The sequence below is a fragment of the Exiguobacterium marinum DSM 16307 genome, from assembly GCF_000620845.1.
GTDB classification, from domain to species: domain Bacteria; phylum Bacillota; class Bacilli; order Exiguobacteriales; family Exiguobacteriaceae; genus Exiguobacterium; species Exiguobacterium marinum.
The window spans coordinates 1,090,454-1,112,049 of the sequence record NZ_KK211189.1 but is presented as its reverse complement, the minus strand read 5'-3'; the positions used below and the strand labels follow the sequence as shown (position 1 = coordinate 1,112,049).

The following is a 21,596-nucleotide window of genomic DNA, read 5'->3' as shown; positions in this document are numbered from 1 at the left end:
ATGTCAGGCGGGTTTTCTTATCAGGCGACAGATTGCGCCGTTTCTTTTTTACGTTCGAGTTCGAATCGTTTTGTCTCGGCGACAACCACGCCTGAGAGGAACAGTAGTCCAATCAAGTTCGGAATCGCCATGAGACCGTTGAACACATCCGAGATGGACCAAATCAAATTCAAGTTCGTCGTCATCGCACCGAGTCCTGCGACTAAAATATAGAGGACACGATACGGGACAATCACTTTCTCCCCAAGTAGATAATACGCCGAACGCTCCCCATAATAGCACCAGCCAAGGACGGTCGAATAGGCGAAGAAGACGAGTGAGACCGTCACGATGATTTCACCAATCGGTCCTAAGAAATACGCGAATGACGCTTGTGTCAGAGCAATCCCTTCAAGCCCTTCAGTATATTGACCACCCATGACAATCGTGAGCCCCGTGATTGAACAGACGATGAGGGTGTCGATCAACACTTGTGTCATCGAAACGAGTGCTTGTCGTCCCGGGAAGTCGGTCTTCGCTGCCGCGGCCGCGATCGGTGCAGATCCAAGTCCTGCCTCGTTAGAGAACACACCGCGCGCGACCCCGTAGCGAATCGCGGCACCTAACGCACCCCCACCGATGGCTTCGGCACTGAATGTGCTCGAGAACATCGTGGATAAGGCACCCGGTACCAATTCAAGGTTCATGATGAGGATCACGAGCCCACTCCCGACATACGCTAAGATCATGAACGGAACGAAGATGCCGACAACTTTCCCAATCGATTTGACGCCACCTAAGATGACAAACGCTGTGACGGCCATCATGACGACTCCTGTCACGACCATTGGGACGTCAAACGAATTGTTCAAGGCGAGACTGATCGAGTTCGTCTGGACGCCATTTCCAATTCCAAAGGCTGCGACCGATGCGAATAAGGCAAATAACATGCCTAGCCATTTTTTCTTCAATCCGTGTTCTAAGTAATACATCGGTCCACCGGCAATCTCACCGCGTTCATCGACGACACGATATTTGACAGCAAGGATCGCCTCCGCATATTTCGTCGCCATTCCGACGAAACCAGATAACCACATCCACACGACGGCACCCGGTCCCCCGAGGACGATCGCCGTCGCGACACCGACCATGTTTCCGGTACCGACCGTTGCCGCCAATGCCGTCATGAGTGCCTGGAAATGCGAGATGTCCCCTCGTTGTTTCTTCTTCGGTTTCTCATTCTTCGGAATAAATGCCTCTTTCAAGCCGACACCTAGCCTCGTCACCTGAATAAAGCCAAGACGAATTGTCAGGAAGACTCCCGTCCCGACGAGTAAGATTAATAAATGTGGCCCCCATACGAGATTTGACAAACTCGCCAGCCAACTTTCAATTTGATTCACCGTGTTGCTCTCCTCCTACGTTCTTGATTTGAGCGCTCTCCCTATATTTTTCAGAACATTCGCAATCGAGTCAAGGCAAGGTATTGTAAGTAAGCGGTTTCAACACGTTATATAATTGTTACATTTCCCTTTCGACCCTGTTGTTATAAGCTTTCTGAAAATATTTTCGAAATATGATTGTAATATAACTCTAATTAAACAAGCATCGATTTCAAAAATGAAATCGATGCTTGTTTCTCTTCATGAGCGAATGGCAGCCACGACATCTTCCACGTGCCCTTTCACTTTAACGTTGCGCCACTCTTCTTCAATATAGCCGTCCTCATTGATGAGAAAGGTTGAACGGACGATGCCATAGTACTCTTTGCCGTAATTTTTCTTCAGCTGCCACACGCCATAAAGTTCCGACACCTCATGGTCCGCGTCAACGAGCAAATCAAACGGCAGGTCATTCTTTGTAATGAAGTTCTGATGTTTCTTTTGACTGTCCGCCGAAACCCCGAGGACGACCGCCCCTTCCATTTTCGGCATCGCATCACGGAAGTCGCACGCCTCTGTCGTGCAACCCGGCGTCGAGTCGCGGGGATAAAAGTACAAGACGACTTTCTTGCCTAGATAGTCCTTCAATGAAACCATCTCTCCGTTTTGGTTCGGTAATGAAAATGTTGGTGCGAGCATCTGTTTTCCTCCTTAGCCAAACGACGGGTCGACGAGTTGTTCGTCGTAACCATCGACTGCTTCTTCTAGTTTAGTTTTTAGCGGATCCAGCACTTCGATATACTGAATCGGATTTTCCGTCGCAGCCGCTTCTCGAAGTGTCTCCTCGTTGTCCGTATACCATTTCTCATACGCTTTAAAATAATCGGTCATGATCGTTTGGTTCTCCTCGACTGTCAACGTCTCTGCCATGAGCAGGAAGACGTTATTGTCTGCCTCGAGCGCCATATAGTCGGTCTGGGCATTGACTTGATCATAAATGGGACCAGCCTCATCCTCCGGAATCTCAGCAAGACGGGCGTTCGCCTCGGCATTGACCCCGTATTCATTCGCCTCCACCCCGATGAGGAGCTCGCTGACATCGGCGATCACATCCTTTGGCAATGCAGCCGGTGTGATGACGAGTGACCAGTCCTCCCCTTCCTTCACAGCGACCTTGCTGAGTCGGTTCGGAAGCGGATTGCCGTCTTGGTCGACCATTTCGTGGACAAGAAATGCCACATCTTCGTCCTCGTTGACCCAACTCTCATAGATGTCACCTGGGGCAATTTGGAGGGTGACGGCACCGGTTGCCGGAAGATCGGTTAACCGTCCGGCATAATCGATGCTCGCGAGCGTTTCAGCATCGCCCGACTCGAGCGCCGCTTGATAGTTCGCATACACTTCCGTCACGGCATCCGGCAATGGCCGTTCCGTTTCTTCTACCGTCGATTCTTCATCGTTGCCACATGCCCCGAGTGCAAAGACAAGGAGTAGCGGAATGAACCATTTTTTCATGTTGTTCGTCCTTTCTAAAGCTGCCTTCTCCCCCATCCTATCATGTCTCGATTTAACGCTCCAATGTCATGTGTTTCTGGAAAATTGTTTCACTAGGATTTCGGTCATAATTTCGATACAATACAGACGTAAGCGCTTTATCGCTCAACATCACTTTAAGGGGGAACGAGAATGATTCCATACAAACATGAACCATTCACAGACTTTACACAAAAAGAGAATGCCGATGCTATCCAAGCGGCAATCGAGAAAGTGAACGGTGAGCTCGGGAAAGACTATCCGCTCGTAATCGGTGGGGAAAAGGTTACGACGGAAGGTAAAATCACGTCTTACAACCCGGCTAACAAAGAAGAAGTGATCGGTCGCGTCTCAAAGGCGAACCAAGAGCTCGCAGAACGCGCGATGCAAGAAGCACTCACAGCGTTTGACTCATGGCGCCATGTCGACCCGTCCGTCCGTGCAGACGTCTTGTTCAAAGCAGCGAACATCGTCCGCAAACGTAAACATGAGTTCTCGGCTTACCTCGTCAAAGAAGCAGGTAAACCATGGAACGAAGCAGATGCGGATACGGCGGAAGCGATTGACTTTATGGAATACTATGCACGTCAAATGCTCGAACTCAAACCAGGTAAGAAAGTCGAGAGTCGTCCAGGCGAATACAACCGTTATGACTACATCCCACTCGGGGTCGGGATCGTCATCAGCCCATGGAACTTCCCGTTCGCGATTATGGCCGGTACAGCAGTCGCGGCGATCGTGGCCGGTAACACGATTCTCTTGAAGCCAGCTTCAACGACACCGATCATCGCTGCGAAATTCGTCGAAGTGATGGAAGAGGCAGGTCTTCCAAAAGGCGTGCTCAACTTCATCCCTGGACCGGGCGCAGAAGTCGGTGACTACCTCGTCGACCATCCGAAGACGCGCTTCATCAGTTTCACAGGATCACGTGATGTGGGCCTTCGCATCAACGAACGTGCTTCTAAATTGAGCGAAGGGCAAATCTGGCTCAAACGCGTCATCGCAGAGATGGGCGGAAAAGACACGATCGTCGTCGACGAATCAGCCGACCTCGAACTCGCTGCACAATCAATCGTCAAGTCGGCTTTCGGTTTCTCAGGTCAGAAATGCTCTGCTTGCTCACGTGCCGTCATCGTCGACAGTGTATATGACACAGTGCTCGATCGTGTCGTCGAACTTACGAACGAACTCTCTGTCGGGAACACAGAGAAGAACGAACACTTTATGGGACCAGTCATCGACGCAGCAGCCTTCAAGAAAATCACATCGTACTTCGATGTCGCAAAAGAAGAAGGACGCATCGTCGCAGGTGGAAACGCTGATGACTCGACAGGATACTTTGTCGAGCCGACCGTTGTCGCAGACGTTGACCCGAAAGCGCGCCTCATGCAAGAAGAGATCTTCGGACCAGTCGTTGCGTTCACAAAAGCAACAGACTTCAAAGAAGCAATCGAGATTGCGAACAACACCGAGTACGGTTTGACGGGTGCGGTGCTCACGCGCGACCGTGTAAATCAAGAATTTGCTCGCCAAAACTTCCATGTCGGTAACTTGTACTTCAACCGTGGTTGTACAGGCGCAATCGTCGGCTATCAACCGTTCGGTGGATTCAACATGTCCGGAACGGATTCAAAAGCAGGTGGCCCGGATTATATCCATCTCCACATGCAAGCGAAGACAACATCTGAAACGTTCTAATTGATAAAGAGACGGTCCCTTAGGGTCGTCTCTTTTGATTCAGTGTGCTTTAAATGTCTGATCAAACATAATCGCAATCTCTTCTTGATGAAGGAGGAACAGTTCGAACAAGTTCGGATCGAACGTCCCGTGCATGTCTCGCATTGTCGCAATCGCGTCTTCGTGTGAAAAGGCAGATTTATAAGGCCGGACGGTCCTGAGTGCATCATACACGTCGATAATCGTGACAATCCGCGCTTCAAGTGGAATCTCTTCACCTTTCAACCCTTTAATATACCCAGTCCCATCCCAGCGTTCATGATGATAGAGCGCGATATGATAGGCCATTTGGATGAAGTAATTTTGAGGGAACTGAGCCTGCAAATCTTTTAATACTTCGCCTCCGACATACACGTGGTCACGCATAAGGACCCATTCCTCATCGGATAATGTATTCGCCTTCAGTAGGATTGAGTCCGGGACCGAAATTTTGCCGATGTCATGGAGCGGTGCCGCTAGTCGAATCCCTTCGATGAATAGCAGTGAGACATCTGGATGATGGTGTTCATATAAAATCGACGCAAATAACGTCGATAAATCCTGCACCCGTTCGATATGGTTCCCCGTCTCATTGTTACGGAGAGCCGATAGGCGTAAAAGCGTCCGAACGAGCCCTTCTTGATAATCGATCAATTCTTTCTCACGCTGCGCGAGAACACGCTGTGCTTCTTCCCGGCTCGCCTCGATCCGATGGCGTTCGACCGCTCCAAGAAGGGCGTTACTAAAGTCTTGTAACGCTTGTTGTTCATATTCCGTGTACGTTCGCTCTGTTACAACGGAATCGAATCCGACAAATCCCTGACACATCTCCCCTTGCATCATCGGGACCGCGAGCAGACTTTGAATCGACTGTGGTTCGAGGATTGCGCGGACTGCATTGTCTTCTGGCAAGTCAACTACAAGAGGAATATACATTGTCTCGCCCGCCACGTGCGTGTTGACCCACTCCGGCAATACGTCGATTGGCACGTCTTGAAGATTGGCGATCTCGGCTGTGATCCCTTCGGCGCACCATTCGAACGTGTTATGACAGACTTGATTCGTGAAATCGTAATCAAACACATAGACGCGGTCGACCGCAAAGTAATGTCCGAGTTCGGCTAGCGACTGGTCAACCCGCTTTTTGAAATCCGCAATCTCTGTCGTCAAAAAGCGATTGAGGAGTGACGAAAGCAGGTGATGAAGTCGCTCTTGTTGTTGTAACTGTAACGTCAATGATTCATGCGAAGTTGCCACGTGCCAAACCTCCCCTATCAACTGAAATGAAATCAATCGTTCCATGCACTTCTTTTACCCAATTTTCAGTCTTTTTATCCTAGTTTATCCATTTGAAAAGCCAGGTGGTGACCACCCGGCTTTTGATTATACTTGTTTCAATAAATTGGCCATCTCGATGGCGGAAGTCGCCGCTTCCCATCCTTTGTTGCCTGCTTTTGTTCCCGCACGCTCAATCGCCTGTTCAATCGTCTCCGTCGTCAACACGCCGAAGATGACCGGGACTTCGGATTGATAGCTCGCCTGTGCGATCCCTTTTGCCGCTTCGTTACAGACGTAATCAAAATGTGGGGTCGCACCACGGATGACGGCACCGAGCGTGATGACCGCATCATAGTTTTGACTCATCGCCATCTTTTTCGCGACGAGGGGAAGTTCGAACGCACCCGGGACGAACGCGAGCGATACATCCTCTTCTTTCACCCCATGACGCTTCAAAGCATCCTTCGCCCCGTCAAGCAGACGCATCGTAATCAAGTCGTTGAACCGGCCTACGACGATTCCAATCTTTAACCCTTCTCCAACTAAGTTTCCTTCAAATGTATAGGTCATGTCCTTCATCCTCCAATATGATTCATTTTGAGTTGTTTCGTCATTCGATACGATTCGTTCGCCTCGTGCGCTCCGACATGAATCGGAACGCGTTCGACGACCATGATGCCACACGATTCCAAGGCATCGACTTTCTCAGGGTTGTTTGTCATGAGCCGGACACGCTTCACTCCGAGGTCACGGAGCATCGCCGCGCTCACCCGGTAGTCCCGAATGTCCGGATGAAACCCGAGTACCACGTTCGCCTCGACCGTATCCAATCCTTTCTCTTGAAGTGCATACGCCTTCAGTTTGTTCAACAGCCCGATGCCCCGCCCTTCCTGACGCATATAAAGCACGATGCCTGACTCCTGCTCGATTCGTGCCATCGCGGCATCGAGTTGCGGACCACAATCACACCGGAACGACCCGAAGACGTCACCCGTCAAACATTCCGAATGAATGCGTACGAGCGGGATGTCCGTGAGCGTCTCGGTGACGAGGGCTACGTGCTCCTGCCCGTCAAACCGATTCTCGTAGCCAATCACTCGAAACGTCCCTTTCGATGAGGGTAGCGCTACGTCTGCTTCTCGCGTGACGAGGTTTGTCTCCATATACCGGACTAGCGCTTCGATTGTGATGAACGCCAACCCATGACGTTCAGCGACTTGGACCAAATCGGGTACGCGCGCCATCTCCCCGTCCTCTCGAATGATTTCACAAATGACTGCTACCGGCTCACTTCCCGCGAGACGCGCCAAATCAACTGAAGCTTCGGTGTGACCTCGGCGAACCGAGACGCCGCCTTTTTTCGCAATCAGTGGGAATAGATGCCCCGGTCGCTGGAAGTCGGAAGGACGGGAAGACGGGTTCGCCAGTTCACGAACAGTGTGAGACCGTTCCCTCGCCGAGATCCCGGTCGTCGAATCGATATGGTCGACACTGACCGTAAACGCTGTACCGTGCGGGTCCGTACTGTTCGTCACCATCGGCGAAAGGTCAAGACGTGCCGCCACTTCTTCCGCGACAGCGCTACAAACGAGCCCTTTCCCTTCCGTGATCAAAAAGTTCATCGTCTCAGGTGTCATCTTGTCTCCTAGTACGACAAAATCTCCTTCATTCTCGCGGTCCTCGTCATCCACGACGATGATGGGACGTCCTCGTCTCAATTCCTCAAGCGCCCGTTCAATCGAATCAAACATTACCATCCCGCCTTTCCATATCCTTGTTCCGCCAACGACTCGAGTGTCATCTTCGACTGCCCGATTACTTTTTCCATATATTTTGCTAACAGATCACATTCTAAATTGACCAAATCACCCGTCTGTTTCGTTCCTAGAACGGTCTCACTATACGTATGTGGAATTAACGATAGTGTGAATCCTCGCTCCGACACGTCAAACACGGTCAAGCTCGTTCCGTCTACAGAAATCGAGCCTTTCGGTACGATGTAGGAGAGAAGCGCACGTTCACATCGGATATCGACATACACCGCATTCGCGAGCTGTCGTTTCTTCGTGATTCGTCCGACCCCGTCGACATGGCCGGATACGAAATGTCCGCCGAATCGTCCGTTCGCCGGCATCGCCCGCTCGAGATTGACACGTGTTCCCGGTTTGACCCCTTCTAAACTCGACGCCTTCAACGTTTCCGGCATGACATCGACAGAGAACGTCGCGTCATCGAACGTCGTCACCGTGAGACAGATCCCATTCACGGCAATACTGTCCCCGAGCTTCACATCATCGAGCACCTTCGCAGCTGACAAGACGAGTCGTAAAGATGGCCCGTTGCGCTTGACCGCTTTGACCGACCCGATTTCTTCTACGATTCCCGTGAACATCAGAACGCCCCCTTTCGAAGGACGACTTTCAAGTCGGGTCCGACCGTTTCGACCTGATGAATCATAAAACGGGAGATGTCCTCAATCGAACCAACCTGTTGTGAGCGATAGACGCCATGTTTACCGCCGAACACCCGTGGTGATTGATAGGCGACCCATTCATCCACGTAGCCTCCGTCAAGGAGTGATGTGACGAGCGTCGGACCGGCCTCGATCAATACACGCCCGATTCCATTCGCGTATAGTGTCTCGAGGACCATACCGAGCGACGTATAATCGAATAATTCGACGCCGACAGCTTGAGCTCGTTCACGTCGCTCTGCTTCATCAGACGAAGTGAAGAGGAGCACCGGGACGTCTTCTGCGGTCCGGGCCAGCGTACTGGCGAACGGTAATCGTAGGTCACGGTCGAGCACGACCCGTTTCGGTTGACGCGTCTCATGACCCAATCGAACCGTGAGCGACGGATCATCCGCAAGCACCGTGCCAATCCCAGTCAAAATCGCATCGACCGTGGCACGTAGTTCATGCACATCACGACGGGCTTCCGGGCTTGTCACCCATTGACTCTCTCCCGTCTCCAAGGCGACTTTCCCATCGAGGCTCGTCGCCGTCTTCAAGATGACATACGGTCGTTTCGTCTCAAGCGACCGCAAGAACGCGGGATTCAATGCCCGCGCCTCCTCCTCAAGCAGACCGACTTCGACCTCGATACCGGCCGTTTGAAGACGAATAATCCCATTGCCCGCAACGAGCGGGTTCGGATCCTTCATGGCGACGATGACACGTTTGATGCCCGATTCCACGATCAGATTTGCGCACGGCGGCGTCTTGCCTTGATGCGAGCACGGTTCGAGCGTGACATATAATGTCGCCCCGTATGCAGCGGGACCAGCCATCCGGATGGCATGGACCTCTGCATGTGGTTCGCCCGCCTTGAGATGGGCACCCATTCCGACGATGCGTCCGTCTTTGACGAGCACGGCACCGACGAGCGGATTGACACCGGTTTGACCATCGGCTGATTTGGCCAATTGAATGGCCTGTTCCATGTACTGTTTCATCTTTCTCCCTCCTTTTTCCGTACAAACAAAAGACCCTAAGGAAAGGTCCTTAGGGTCTTGGTGGGAGGGTTCCGTCGCTTTTGGGCAAGCCAAATAAACGTTTTCTATACAGAAAAGCGTACGACGAAGCACAGGTCACGCGGACCTGTTTTTTGTTCCTTCTCCCATCCAGACTATACTGTCGGCTCTAGAGTCTCACTAGATCCACCGTTCGCACACGTGCGCCCGGGTCACGGACTTAGGGCATGGGCCCATCACCGCCGGTTGGGAATTTCACCCGACCCCGAAGGAATATTTGTTTGTACAGATTTACTGTATCGCAATTATTTTTATTACGCAAAACAAAAAACGCCACTCGTGAGAGTAGCGTCCCGATTATGCGAGAAAGAGGACGACGAGAAGTCCAACAATCCAGCAATAATATGAGAAATATTTCAATTCGCCTTTCGCCATGATGTGCTGGAACCACTTCAACGAAATGGCCGTCAACACGTAAGATGCGATGAATGCCAGGATGAGCGGACCGAACAAGTCACGCGTCTCCGGATTCGTAAAGAGCGTCGGACCATCCAAAATCATCGTCCCGAGACTGATTGGGATGAACAGGAAGAACGAGAAACGAAGTGCCGATTCTTGCTTGATGCCGAGTAACATCGCCATGACGATCGTCGCCCCGGACCGACTGATTCCGGGAATGAGTGCCACGGCTTGCGCGAGCCCGATCAATACGGCGTCACGAAGCGTGATGCCACCGTCTCCTTTGTTCCCTCGCATGTCTCGGATGAACCAAAGGGCGAGTCCCGTGATGATGAGCGTATACCCGACTGTCGCCACGCCACCGAGCACTTCTCCGATCCAGTCCCCGAAAAGGACACCAAGGACACCGGCTGGCACCGTTGCAACGAGTAGTAATCCGATGAACTTCACATCGACCATCGTCTCGTCCGTTCGGTCTTTTTTGAATAAGAAGGTCCACAAACTCACGATGAGGCGAACAACATCCTTTCGATAAATCGTTAAGACAGCGAGAAGCGAAGCGAAGTTTACGAAAACTTCAAATGACAATCCCGGCAAGTCGATGTTAAATAGTTCTTGGAAGATAACGAGATGTCCACTCGATGAAATCGGAATCGGCTCAGTGAAACCTTGAATCAATCCAAGCAACGTATAAAATAACCAAACTGTCATAGTGATGATCCTCTTTTCTGTTTTTCACTCAATGCGGCTATTTTAGCAGAATCGGACTTTCATTGACCAGTCGTTTAATTTTTTTTGAACTAATTTCATTATTCGATTGATTAGTCTGAAAATTAAATTTATTATAGAAGGGTACTCATCTGGAGCGAAGGCGATGACCCCATTTCTCCAGATGGGTACTTTTTTATAAAATATGACAATTTTGGATGATTAAAACTTTATGTTTACATTTCTCACGATATTCGATTTAATTTGTAATAGAGCTGTTACCATTTTTTGAAATTATCAACTGAGTCTTTAGTCCTACCTAATTCTTAGGAATTGTTTAAAAAATTTCAAATTCACGTTAATAAATCCGAAAAACAATCCGATAGTATGATTGTAGGAGCATTTTTTTCATCTTTGTCGGTTCAGATTTGAGTCCACGGAAGGAGGAACCATCATTGAGTCAAACGCTATCCACTAAATCCCATCACTTGTCCACCGAACAGCAAAGGATGATCCATTGCATCCGCCTTCTCGGGGACTTGCTGAAGGAACGTCCACGCCGGTCTGTCTACCGTCGCTTCGCGATGGAACAGAAATGGCCATCCCCTGAATCCATCATTCGTCAGTTCGGGTCATGGGCTGAGGCACTTGCCATCGCAGGCTATGAATGGCATGGAGAATCTACTGTCGAATTGCCAGACAAAATGCCGAAGTATACACGTGAGGACATCGTCGAGACGCTCGCACTTTATTCGCGAGACATGGGCTCGATTATCACCTTGAAGAAGTATCAGCAATGGCGAAAGCTCCATCCGAAGGCACCGAGCCATTATCATATCGTCAAAACGTTCGGTTCGTGGCATGATGCCTGTGCCGAAGCGGGCCTTGAGGCGAGTGTGACCTATTCGAAAACAGAACTATCCGATGCTCTTCGTGAAGCCATTCAAGAAATGGGATTTTCGCTTTCATTCGAAGCGTATCGTGAATGGGCGAAGCGGAATAACAAACCTTCAACAAAAGCCATTTTACATCGCTATGGCTCCTGGTCAGCCGCTGTTCATGCGGTTGAATCTGAACTTTATAATACGAACTCATAATCATTTCATACAAAAGGAGGATCCCCGTGCGGAGGTCCTCCTTTTATCTGACTTCTGTCGATAGGTCGTGATAGTGGGCGACCCGGTCACGTCCATTGAATTTTGCCCCGACATACATAGCCCTGTCCGCATGCCTCAATACCGTATCGAGGTCTTCATACTCATGAATCGTTTCGATCCCAATACTCGCCGTCACGGTGATTCGCATTCCTTCTGTCCCAAAATCATGCTGTTTCAAGGTTTCCCGTATCTTCTCACCGACTAGATGGGCTGCCGCCTCATCCATTCTCGGGAAGACGAACACGAATTCTTCTCCTCCGTATCGTGTCACCAAATCCGTCGCCCGGACATTTCGTGTGAAGAGTTGACTTGCTTCAATCAACACCTCATCTCCGAACGCATGTCCATACGTATCGTTGATTGACTTGAAGTGATCTAAATCGATGAGGAAGAGCGAGAGTGGATAAGAGGCGACATCGTTTAATCGTTCTTTTGTCCAACTCCGTAATGCCCGCTGATTATGTAATCCAGTCAGTGGGTCCGTCAAACTCTCCTGTTGCAAACGATTGCGTTCGTCGATTCGCTCGATTGACCACGATAACGTTTTAAGGAGCCTGTTCACTTCGACGGCAATCGGTGTCTCGTATGCCCCGTTGGCTGTCGTCGATACCATGCAGCTGACAGCCGTTTCTGCTCCCCAAACCGGTGGAATGACAAGCGCCGAGTGATGCAATTCCTGTTGTTGTCGTTGCAGCTCAGGATGCCATTCATGTAACGAGTCGTAGACGAAACACGACTCATCTACATCTTGATAGCGCTCGATTATAAATGCGTCCGGCACACTCGGGATGATGCGACCCATCATGTCATAAAACGTCCGCTCCCCTTTTCTGTTGACTTGAAGCCAACCACGCTCTACTTCAACAATGTCACGTAGTCCGTTCCAAAATTTCTCAATCAACAGCTGCTCGCTATTTACTCGATATAACTGTTCCTTCAAACGTTCGACCTGGTCGACTTTGGATTTCGTCTCTTCCGTCTCCGTCGCTTTTGACATTGTCATTTTTAAAATGGACAAGACGAAGAACGTGACGATAAAGCCGACATAATCGAACAATAAATATGCCTCAATCGCAATCATCGTAAATAACAATTCGAGCGATACGACAAGCCAGTCGAAACGAATCAGACGGAACATGATCGGTAGCGGGATTCGTTCCCCGACCATAAAGTAAGACAGGGCAAAACTCATCGTGAGCATGAGGAAGAGCATTCCTAAAAATGCGAGCATCGCTACGCCTTGTTGAATCAAGTGAACAGATTCTCCGATTCGTCCTCCAAGTCCAATATAGGTGAGTCCCGGTAACAAGACGAGGAGACTTTCAATCACCGTGTTGAGCGGATAAAAATGCAAGAATCGTCTGCGTCCGACCTTGTGATTGAAGGCCCGTGCCTGAAATGTAAGGAGGAGTAACTGCCCCATCAGGAGAGCTGGAGCAAGTCCATACAGGAAAAAAGTGATGAAGACGAACATCTCATGAAACGTGAAATGCAAATGTCTACGTTTGAGCGGGTTCATGACAAACAACGCACCAAGCGTATAAATAAACCAAAACAACGGCCAATCGAACGAATCAAGGTGTTGGATGGTCAAATAAGTCACACCCGTGAAGACGAGCATCCACGCGAGCCAGCTCCGAACCAGATACTTCCGAAATTGCATCGTCTCCCCCCTCTCCTCGTTCATTTTTTCTAGTATGACCCGTAATGCAAAAACATTCCAGCAATTGTTTGAAAGTTGAGACAATGAAATATTGAAAAGATTCCCAATTCAATGTTTCGCTAATATTGATGTCGGCAACAGCCTTTATAAAAGGGGGCTAACCATGGACTTTTCTCTATTCCTGATTACGTTTTTGTTCATCTATTCGCTTACCATCACATTTCTCTATTTACGGAAACAGAAGAATACGTAGAAAGGGCGGCCCTCACAGAAGGACCGCCCTTAACCATTACTTCGCTTTAACATAAGAAATTCCGATTGACCCGGAGCCCGTATGCGCCCCGAGAAGTGGTGCGAGCGTATCGACTCGGATCGGAATCGTGTCACCGAGTCGTTGTTTCCACTCCTCAGCAAGTTCAGGGACGTTCCCGTGAAAAATCGAAACGTCTTGACACTCGCCGGACTCGATCGCCGCACGCAACACTTCGAACAAGTGAGCCTGTGCTTTCTTGTATGTGCGAACCGTTTGATACGGAACGATCAACCCATCCTCAAATCGAAGTACCGGTTTCAATTGAAGCATGTTCCCGATGAGCGCCTTCGATTTGGAGATTCGTCCGCCTTTTTGCATTTGCGTCAAATTTTGAATCGTCAATTCGATGCGGACGTCCTCGACGCGCACCTTCATGTAGGCTTCTACGTCTTCGAGCGCATCGCCTCGTTCGACCCGTTCAATCAACTCCTCAAGCATGAGTCCCATCGTGTAGATGCCTGCCCGTGAATCGATGGCGAGTAATTTAAAGTTCGCAATCTCGGCCCCTTGTACAGATGCCGAATACGTCCCGCTTAAGTCCGATGACAAGTGAATCGCGATTCCCATGTCATACTCTTCTTTCAATTTTTCATAGAGCGTGACAAAGTCTCCGATTGCAGGCTGACTCGTCGACACGCGCTCCCCCGCATCGATCCACTCGTATACGGTTGTCGCATCGACTTCGATTCCGTCTTTATACGGTTGATCCCCTTTGACGACGTAAAGTGGAACGATATGGATGTCAGGATGTTTCGTTAAAGCATCCGGAAGGACAATTGTGCTGTCTGTAATATAGGCAATCTTCATGAAAAGTTCTCCCTTTAAAAAGTTTAATAGTACCTGGTTATATTATTTTATCACAGGTGAAGCGGTTTCACTATTTTTTCAAAACATCCTATGTGCTTGATGACCAATCTTTTCTCGAAAAGGGTACAGTATGTATAACGAATGAAGGAGGTGTGTTTAATATGATTCAACTACAGAACGTCAATAAAATCTATAAGACAGGCGATGTGGAAACAGCCGCCTTGAAAGACATCGACCTCACCATCCGTGATGGCGCGTTCGTCGTGATTCTTGGTCCGAGCGGAAGTGGGAAAAGTACACTACTCAATGTCATCAGTGGGCTCGACACCGTCACATCCGGCAAAATCACGTTCGGGGACACCATCCTGACTGATTTGTCTACTGAGCAGATGACGTCATTTCGACGCGATCACCTCGGCTTTATCTTTCAACAATACAACCTCCTTCAAAACTTGACCGTCTATGAGAACGTGCAACTCGGATCCGATCTATCGAAAGACCCACTCTCGATCGATGACCTGCTCGAACAGGTCGGACTCGCGGCAGCACGTGATAAATACCCGTATCAATTGTCCGGTGGCGAACAGCAACGCGTCTCGGTCGCCCGTAGCCTTGCTAAAAATCCGGCCCTCGTCTTTTGTGATGAACCGACGGGGTCGCTCGACGAAGAAAATTCGAAAAAGGTGCTTGAGCTGTTAGAGCGTTTGAACGAGACATACAAAAAAACAATTGTCGTCATCACGCACAACAATGGCATCAGTGAGATGGCAGACGATGTCATCAAGATGAACTCCGGTCGAATCACTGAAGTGACCCACCATGACATCCGGGTCGCGGCACGGGACATCCATTGGGGATAAGGAGGTGGTGATATGCTTTATAAAAATGTGTGGAAGACATTAAGTAAAAAATGGATGCAACTCCTTGCCATTGCTATCATCATCGTCATGAGTTCGCTCACATACACGATGATGTTTTACGGCATCAGCGGAATCGAGGTCCCGACCGAAGAATATCTAGAGCAATCGAACCAAGAAGATTTCGCCATTGAGATGCTCAACCGGGTAACGGAAGAAGAGCTGCGTGACCCCGATGTCGCCGCCCTAGCAAGTACAGGTACTTTCACCTTATCCGACATCAAACGAGCCGATGAGGGCGTCTTCAACCGTCTCATCACCTCACGAATTGATGCGGTCGAAAAAGAAATGCCGGATGCGACGATTGAACTGCGCGATTTGAAAGCCATCACGTACACACTCGATGGTGCCGAACATCGCGGACTGTTAATTAAAGAATCGGACACGATCAATCGCTCCTACCTTGAAGCAGGTGACAGACCGAACACGAACGACGAGGTCGCCCTCAATAAAAAATACGCAGAAGAGAATGGGATTGAAGTCGGGGACATGATCGATCTCGGTCGACCGTTCACAGTGAGCGGGTTTGTCCTCTTCCCCGACTACACGCTTCCACTCTTCGATGATAATTTATTCAATCTTGACCCGGGTTCGCAAACGCTTCTTCTCATGACGGATGAATCGTTCGAGTCAATTGTCGGACAAGAGTCATTCCGATTATCAGGTGTGACCAATCAAACGGTTGAGACCGACCTCGAACTACCTTTTGTCGTCTCGGTCATGGAAACCGAGAACATTATTCGAAGCGGCGCCATCTATAGTGAAATTTCATCCGGGAAGGCGATGGCCCTCGGACTCAGTTTGTTTATCGTTTCAATCGCTGTCATCATCGTCGCCATTCTAATCTCGAATATGCTCGAGGCCGAACGTGGTCAAATTGGACTGTTAAAAGCAATCGGATATAGTCGCCGTCAAATCGCCGCGCCTTATCTAGTGCTTATCTTAATTTTCGCTTTCTTCATGCTCATCATCGGTTATTTCCTCGGACTCTATTTCGCAAATCCATTAAAAGAACTGTATCTCGACTTTTATCTCTTGCCGTCCATCACGATTGCCCAAAGTCCGCTTGTCTTTTTGACGGCTGTATTTGCCCCACTGTTCTTCTTCGCGCTTGTCGCGGGCGGGGTCATCTATAAAATCATGGGAGAGAGCGCCCTCGCCCTCCTGTCACCGCGAGACAATGTCTCGCTCAATCGACTCAGCCGTCTCGTCAGTCGACTGTTGAAACAGGCGAGCGGCAAGACGAAATTTAAATATTTGTATGCGGTTAAGAGCACGGGGAGCTTCTTGATTTTCTTCCTCGGCATCTTGTTCTCAACAATCCTCATCATCTTCGCCCTCATGATGAACGGTGCCGTCGACCGAATGACCGTGGGAGGATTGAACGATGCCGTCTATGAATATGAAGCCTATACGGATTCGACACCGACTGTAGAAGAGGGGCAAGAGCCGTTCCTCACCTACCCGTTCGCCTTTGTCGAAGACAAACTCATCACTTTGAAAGGGTTGAGTGACGACAACACATTGTTTCCGCTTCAGAATGAGGACGGGGACAAGTTGGTACCAGAATCCGGTGGGTTGATCGTCTCTTCCTCGCTTGCCCTGAAACTTGGTCTTGAGACCGGACAAGAAATTGACGTTGACCTCGACGGAGACACGCTGACGTACCCGATCATTGGCATCGCCGATGAATTTTCCGGAGACTTCGCCTACCTGCCCCGAACAGAATTGAGTGAACTGTTAAGTGACGGAGTGACAGATAGCCTGTTCAACGGGATTTATGCGACGGAGCGTCCGAATGAGTCGGATTATCCGACCATTTTGTCCCGCCAAGGATTGATTGAGCAGTCCGAGTCGATCAATCAATATATGAACTTCATGATGAACGTCTTAATCGGCGGAGCATCCCTCATCGCCTTCAGTATCCTGTTCGTTCTGACGGCGCTCACGGTCGAGAAGAACTACTACGTGATCTCGCTTTTAAAAGTGATGGGGTATCAGAAACGAGAAGTCCGCTCGATGATTTTGAACAGCTACTTCATCTACGCACTCGTCTCTGCTCTCTTGAGTATTCCGATTGCCCTGTTGACACTCCGAGTCATCATCGTCGTTTTCGCAGAAGATTACGGGCTCGTTCTTCCGCTTGAATTCGAATGGATTTATATCGTCTACACGCTTGGCGCGGTCGCTCTCCTCTTCTTCATGAGCACGTTCGTCAGCCGACGGAAGATCGATCAAATCCCACTTCAGGAAGTATTAAAGTCATATCAAGAATAATTTATGCCAAAATAGGGCATAATAGAGGATAGACCAGACCTCTCTTGAGGAGGGGTCTGACTTTTTGCAGAAAAGGATGATTGACATGAATCGTACACAAGTTATGCTCGCCATTCCCGGAAACTGGTCTTCCGTAGAAGGCGTAAGCGAACAAATCAGTTTACATAGTGAAGGCTACACAATGGCCGGTCTGCTGTTGCTTGAAGACGAAACAGGAAAAGCGTTCACCGTAGAAGCCGTAGAACGTGACCCTGCTCTAGCCGAGGCAATGATTCACGCCAGCTCCGGCGGGTTCACACCGAAAATCGCGAAAGGACTCGCACGTCACACGCACGTCGTCTACTTGATTGTCGACGTCAACGATTTGACAGACGTCGCTGCGGCACGTCGAGCCGCGAACGCCGTGTTAAACGCAGGCGGGCTCGGTGTCATGGTCGAATCGGCCGGCGTCGCCTACTCAAAAGAAGAATGGCAGGAGTCAAAAGAAGAAGATCTCGCGCTCGACTATTCACTCCTCACCGCAATCACGGAAGAAGAGAACGCCTATATGTCATGGGGAATGAAAGCGTTCGGTCATGCAGATGTGGCCGTGCCGATGACACTCGATATTGAAGATGCCATCCACGTGATTCACTCGTTCAACTTCCATCTCATCTCAGGAGGAACGATGTTCGGTGATGGTGACCGATTCGCTTTCGAAGACGGTCGTGCCTTCACGGTCGAAATGGGCGAAGACGAGCGGACGACGATTGACAACTTGTTGCATAACCCGTTCGGCTTGATTTACCTCGTGCCGCAAGCAGCAGAATAACCTGTCGGAGTGCCGTTAACGGTGCTCCGTTTTTTATTTTCAATATTTTCACCTCACTAAAAAACCTTCATCCGATGAATGGATGAAGGTTCATGTTCATGCTTGTCTCATTTCTTGCATACGTTCGAGTTGATGCGTCAGTTCACCGATTGGGACGAATCGTGCCCGGCGCAGCATCTCTTTCCCATTGATGAAAAAGAGGACGACCGGTACGGTGAAAATGGAGAAAGTTCCTGCTATTTCAGGGACTTCGTCCGAATCCACCGCGACTGATTCGATTTCAGGGAACTGTTGGAGCATCTCTTCGATTTGAGGTTTCAGCGCATGACAGACACTGCACCCTGGATGAGAGACATAGACGAGCAGTTGTTCCACGCCCGCAATCCGTTCATTCAATCCAGTCAAGGTTGTCATTGCTTCCATCTTGCATTCCTCCTATTTGTTAAGCGTCGAGCCACAAGACACCGACAGTTTCAAAGCCGGCATGTACCGCGATGGATGGACAGAATCGTGTCCGCACCACTTCGAGACCCGGTAATTTCGACTCGATGAGCGCGACAAAGTCGTCTTGCATCTTTGGTGAGAGTGCCGTCTGGACGAATACACGGTTATCCTTCACACCGTTCTCCGCATGACGACGTTCGAGTTCGCCGACCATCTCCGCATACGCCTTCTTCAACGAACGTGCCTTTTTAAACGGAATGACTTTTCCTGTCTCATCGAGCGTGATAATCGGTTTGATGTTCAAGATGTTCGCAAGGAACATCTCTCCGGAAGAAACTCGACCGCCCCGGCGCATCGTTTCCATGTTGCCGATAATCATGAAGAAGTTCTTCTTGTCGCGCCATGCCTCGAGCAGTGCGACGATCTCTTCGACCGACTTGCCTTCTTGTTCGGCGGCCTTACCGATTCGGACGAGTTCTTGTTGCGCTTCGAGCGCAGCATGCGAGTCGATCGTATATACTTTGAAGTCAGCCGCTTCTGCCGCTGCTTTTGAGTTTTTCGCTGTGCTGCTCAATCCGTTCGAACAATGGACGGCGATGGCACAATCGTACCCTTCCTCTTTTAAGCGCTCATAGCGCCCAATGAAATCTCCGAAAATCGGTTGTGACGTCTTCGCTTCTTTCTTTTGGTCAATCATATACCGATGTAAGTCTTCAAGCGAGAGATTTGTTTCACTATAGCCGTTACCGTCCACAATCAACTGAATCGGAACGATATCTACACCGAGTCGTGCTGCTTCTTCTTGGGAGAAGTTGGCCATGCTGTCGGTAATCCATGCGATTTTTGTCATAACTAAAGATCCTCCAATGGTCGTTCATTTTTGTCCAATCTCATTATACCTTATTTTTTGCCCCTATTCCTAGCCGACTGCTAGCCGTCTGAATGAGACGAAAAAACAGAGCGACACGCGGTCGCCCTGCCTCTCTTCACTTCGTCGAAATCAATTTCGTATGGGCGAATTCGTCATGCGGCAACTCGAGGTCCTTGTTTGACTTCATCTGTTGGAGTGCCCGAATTAAGGGAATCCCGAGCGTCGCCGGATAGACGACATCTTTATACAGCGTCCGTTTGATGACTTGCTCAAAGGAAAGCGGACGTCCATCTGCACTCACGACCTTGATTCCAACGATACGGTCACCTAGTGTCTGACCATTTCGATACAGCATACAGTAGACTTCTCCGGCCATCGTCACAACGGTCGGGAAGTAGTACCGTTTTACTTCTTTGTCCGGCCATACTTTTTTACGGATGGCCTTTTCAATCAGCTTGGCCGGTGTCTGAAAGACGACTTGGTCGATTTGACCGGCAACGGCTCGTTTCCAAAGCGGGACTGCCACAGTAATCATCCTTTCTCTCGGTTCTAGCCTTTCAATTCCTCTTTTATCGGCTGACGAAACCCTGAGAAGGGACATCCGCTTCTCGCAAACAAGTTCGGTGTTTTGATAACGTCATCATAATGCTCGTGGAAGACGTGTGTCGTCGCAGGCGATAAAGGCGGGATGAGCCAACTCCATTGTCCGGTGACGTCACGCCCCGCTTCTAGCTCATTTTTTTCGAACCGTTTGAACTGTTTTGCGGCGGTATGATGATCGACAATCGTAACACCCGCTCGTTCAAACGATTGCAGGACGGCGATATTCAATTCAACGAGAGCGCGGTCACGCCAAAGTGAGCGTTCTTTTGTCGTCTCAAGCCCGAGCGACCGTCCGACAAGTGGCAACAAGTCATAGCGGTCCGTGTCTGCTAAATTGCGCGCCCCGATTTCCGTCTCCATATACCAACCGTTGAATGGGATCGACGTAAACCGAAGCCCACCGATTTCAAGCTCCATATCGGTGATCGCCGGAAGAGCATGCCATTTGATCGCGCGACCGTCAAACAAGTCAACGTCTTCATGCACGATGTCCACCTCGAGCACTGCCTCACTTGGCAATTCGTAGAGACGAACATCCTGACCATCTGTGATCATGAGCGGAAGAACATCAAACGGAGTCCCGGAACCGACCCATCCAAGTTGTTCGGCCCGTTTCGTCATCGTGACAGACATCGGGTCGCCGATGATCCCGTCTGGCGTCTCATATCCCGCGTACCGAATCAGTTGTGCATTTAACAATTGGAACTCGTTCGGAAGGACCGTCATCGTCGAACGGATTTTTCCCTCGTTCGTGGCGAAATGAAGGTGATCGACCAGTCGAGCGTAGACATCGTCAAACGTATCGGCATCCCGGGCGTCAATCACATGGAGCGTCTGCCAAAACAAACGTCCGATGCAACGATTCGAGTTTCGCCACGCCATCTTGGCCCCTTCAGACAACTCTTCGGTCGTCAACGTGTAAGTACCTGTTCGCTCGATTTCATTTTGTATTTGTCTTAGGCGTTCAGAAGGGTCGTCATGCCATTGTCGCATCCAGTCGCTCGCTTGGTCGTATAGGTTCATCTCATAAGTCTCCTCACTCATTCTCTCTTTCTCCATCTTAGAGAAAAGAAGACCCTTGTTTCAACTATCTATTCTTTCGCGTGACAGTCTCGATCTGTATGACCGTCTTTTTTCGAGCGCAATGTAAAAACATCCTTCCTCTTGTGTCGGTCCCCTAGTGAACTTGCATATCTAAAAAACC

20 protein-coding genes and 1 riboswitch are annotated in these 21,596 nt (G+C 49.7%); of the genes, 5 read left to right on the top strand and 15 right to left on the bottom strand.

What is annotated here, in order from left to right; translation table 11 throughout:
• Positions 1-20: 20 nt before the first annotated feature.
• The 3 genes from P400_RS0106025 to P400_RS0106015 form a co-directional block, all read right to left on the bottom strand.
• On the bottom strand, positions 21-1,382 hold the full coding sequence (locus P400_RS0106025; RefSeq protein WP_026825335.1) for an alanine/glycine:cation symporter family protein: 1,362 nt from the start codon (positions 1,380-1,382) through the stop codon (positions 21-23).
• Between the two features lie 240 nt (positions 1,383-1,622).
• A complete protein-coding gene (bcp, locus tag P400_RS0106020) occupies positions 1,623-2,060 on the bottom strand; it encodes a thioredoxin-dependent thiol peroxidase (RefSeq protein ID WP_026825334.1) in 438 nt (145 codons plus the stop codon).
• Positions 2,061-2,072: 12 nt separating this feature from the next.
• Positions 2,073-2,876: a hypothetical protein gene (locus P400_RS0106015; protein ID WP_026825333.1), complete on the bottom strand. Its 804-nt coding sequence runs from the start codon at positions 2,874-2,876 to the stop codon at positions 2,073-2,075.
• A gap of 171 nt (positions 2,877-3,047) precedes the next feature.
• Here P400_RS0106015 and pruA point away from each other — a divergent pair, with 171 nt between their 5' ends.
• The gene (gene pruA / locus P400_RS0106005) at positions 3,048-4,592 is read left to right on the top strand and encodes an L-glutamate gamma-semialdehyde dehydrogenase (protein WP_026825331.1); all 1,545 of its coding nucleotides are present in this window, start codon (positions 3,048-3,050) and stop codon (positions 4,590-4,592) included.
• A gap of 39 nt (positions 4,593-4,631) precedes the next feature.
• On the opposite strand, the gene P400_RS15360 is transcribed toward pruA, so the two are convergent.
• The 6 genes from P400_RS15360 to P400_RS0105975 form a co-directional block, all read right to left on the bottom strand.
• Positions 4,632-5,867 carry an HD domain-containing phosphohydrolase gene (locus P400_RS15360; protein ID WP_051545950.1) on the bottom strand — a complete coding sequence of 412 codons (1,236 nt, stop codon included), beginning with the start codon at positions 5,865-5,867 and terminating at the stop codon, positions 4,632-4,634.
• A 126-nt stretch (positions 5,868-5,993) separates the two neighbouring features.
• Positions 5,994-6,458, bottom strand: coding sequence for a 6,7-dimethyl-8-ribityllumazine synthase (ribH, locus tag P400_RS0105995; protein WP_026825330.1), 465 nt, complete (start codon positions 6,456-6,458; stop codon positions 5,994-5,996).
• Between the two features lie 5 nt (positions 6,459-6,463).
• On the bottom strand, positions 6,464-7,639 hold the full coding sequence (gene ribB / locus P400_RS0105990; protein ID WP_026825329.1) for a 3,4-dihydroxy-2-butanone-4-phosphate synthase: 1,176 nt from the start codon (positions 7,637-7,639) through the stop codon (positions 6,464-6,466).
• On the bottom strand, positions 7,639-8,280 hold the full coding sequence (gene ribE, locus P400_RS0105985) for a riboflavin synthase (protein WP_026825328.1): 642 nt from the start codon (positions 8,278-8,280) through the stop codon (positions 7,639-7,641). The genes ribB and ribE overlap by 1 nt, the downstream gene beginning before the upstream one ends.
• Positions 8,280-9,344, bottom strand: a complete 1,065-nt coding sequence (gene ribD / locus P400_RS0105980) for a bifunctional diaminohydroxyphosphoribosylaminopyrimidine deaminase/5-amino-6-(5-phosphoribosylamino)uracil reductase RibD (protein ID WP_026825327.1) — start codon at positions 9,342-9,344, stop codon at positions 8,280-8,282. Before ribD ends, ribE begins: the two co-directional genes overlap by 1 nt.
• Before the next feature lie 152 nt (positions 9,345-9,496).
• Positions 9,497-9,639, bottom strand: a riboswitch (FMN riboswitch).
• Positions 9,640-9,719: 80 nt separating this feature from the next.
• Complete coding sequence (locus P400_RS0105975) at positions 9,720-10,532, bottom strand: undecaprenyl-diphosphate phosphatase (protein WP_026825326.1); 813 nt, start codon at positions 10,530-10,532, stop codon at positions 9,720-9,722.
• Between the two features lie 452 nt (positions 10,533-10,984).
• On the opposite strand from P400_RS0105975, the gene P400_RS0105970 reads away from it, so the two are divergent.
• A complete protein-coding gene (locus P400_RS0105970) occupies positions 10,985-11,626 on the top strand; it encodes a homing endonuclease associated repeat-containing protein (RefSeq protein WP_026825325.1) in 642 nt (213 codons plus the stop codon).
• Between the two features lie 43 nt (positions 11,627-11,669).
• Here P400_RS0105970 and P400_RS0105965 read toward each other — a convergent pair whose 3' ends face one another.
• Positions 11,670-13,349: a sensor domain-containing diguanylate cyclase gene (locus tag P400_RS0105965; protein WP_026825324.1), complete on the bottom strand. Its 1,680-nt coding sequence runs from the start codon at positions 13,347-13,349 to the stop codon at positions 11,670-11,672.
• 289 nt (positions 13,350-13,638) lie between these two features.
• Complete coding sequence (locus P400_RS0105955; protein ID WP_026825323.1) at positions 13,639-14,469, bottom strand: DegV family protein; 831 nt, start codon at positions 14,467-14,469, stop codon at positions 13,639-13,641.
• Positions 14,470-14,630: 161 nt separating this feature from the next.
• On the opposite strand from P400_RS0105955, the gene P400_RS0105950 reads away from it, so the two are divergent.
• The 3 genes from P400_RS0105950 to P400_RS0105940 all read left to right on the top strand — a co-directional run bounded on the left by P400_RS0105950 (position 14,631) and on the right by P400_RS0105940 (position 18,474).
• On the top strand, positions 14,631-15,329 hold the full coding sequence (locus P400_RS0105950) for an ABC transporter ATP-binding protein (protein ID WP_026825322.1): 699 nt from the start codon (positions 14,631-14,633) through the stop codon (positions 15,327-15,329).
• 12 nt (positions 15,330-15,341) lie between these two features.
• Complete coding sequence (locus P400_RS0105945) at positions 15,342-17,663, top strand: ABC transporter permease (RefSeq protein ID WP_026825321.1); 2,322 nt, start codon at positions 15,342-15,344, stop codon at positions 17,661-17,663.
• Positions 17,664-17,748: 85 nt separating this feature from the next.
• Positions 17,749-18,474 (top strand): hypothetical protein, encoded by a 726-nt coding sequence (locus P400_RS0105940; protein WP_026825320.1) that lies wholly within the window; start codon positions 17,749-17,751, stop codon positions 18,472-18,474.
• 96 nt (positions 18,475-18,570) lie between these two features.
• Here P400_RS0105940 and P400_RS0105935 read toward each other — a convergent pair whose 3' ends face one another.
• The 4 genes from P400_RS0105935 to P400_RS14960 form a co-directional block, all read right to left on the bottom strand.
• Entirely contained in the window at positions 18,571-18,897 is a 327-nt protein-coding gene (locus tag P400_RS0105935; protein WP_026825319.1) for a thioredoxin family protein, read from the bottom strand.
• A 19-nt stretch (positions 18,898-18,916) separates the two neighbouring features.
• Positions 18,917-19,768, bottom strand: a complete 852-nt coding sequence (locus P400_RS0105930) for a DegV family protein (RefSeq protein WP_026825318.1) — start codon at positions 19,766-19,768, stop codon at positions 18,917-18,919.
• Positions 19,769-19,904: 136 nt separating this feature from the next.
• The gene (locus tag P400_RS0105925) at positions 19,905-20,324 is read right to left on the bottom strand and encodes an RDD family protein (protein ID WP_026825317.1); all 420 of its coding nucleotides are present in this window, start codon (positions 20,322-20,324) and stop codon (positions 19,905-19,907) included.
• Between the two features lie 14 nt (positions 20,325-20,338).
• Positions 20,339-21,415 carry a nitric oxide synthase oxygenase gene (locus P400_RS14960; protein ID WP_034771376.1) on the bottom strand — a complete coding sequence of 359 codons (1,077 nt, stop codon included), beginning with the start codon at positions 21,413-21,415 and terminating at the stop codon, positions 20,339-20,341.
• Positions 21,416-21,596 lie beyond the last annotated feature (181 nt).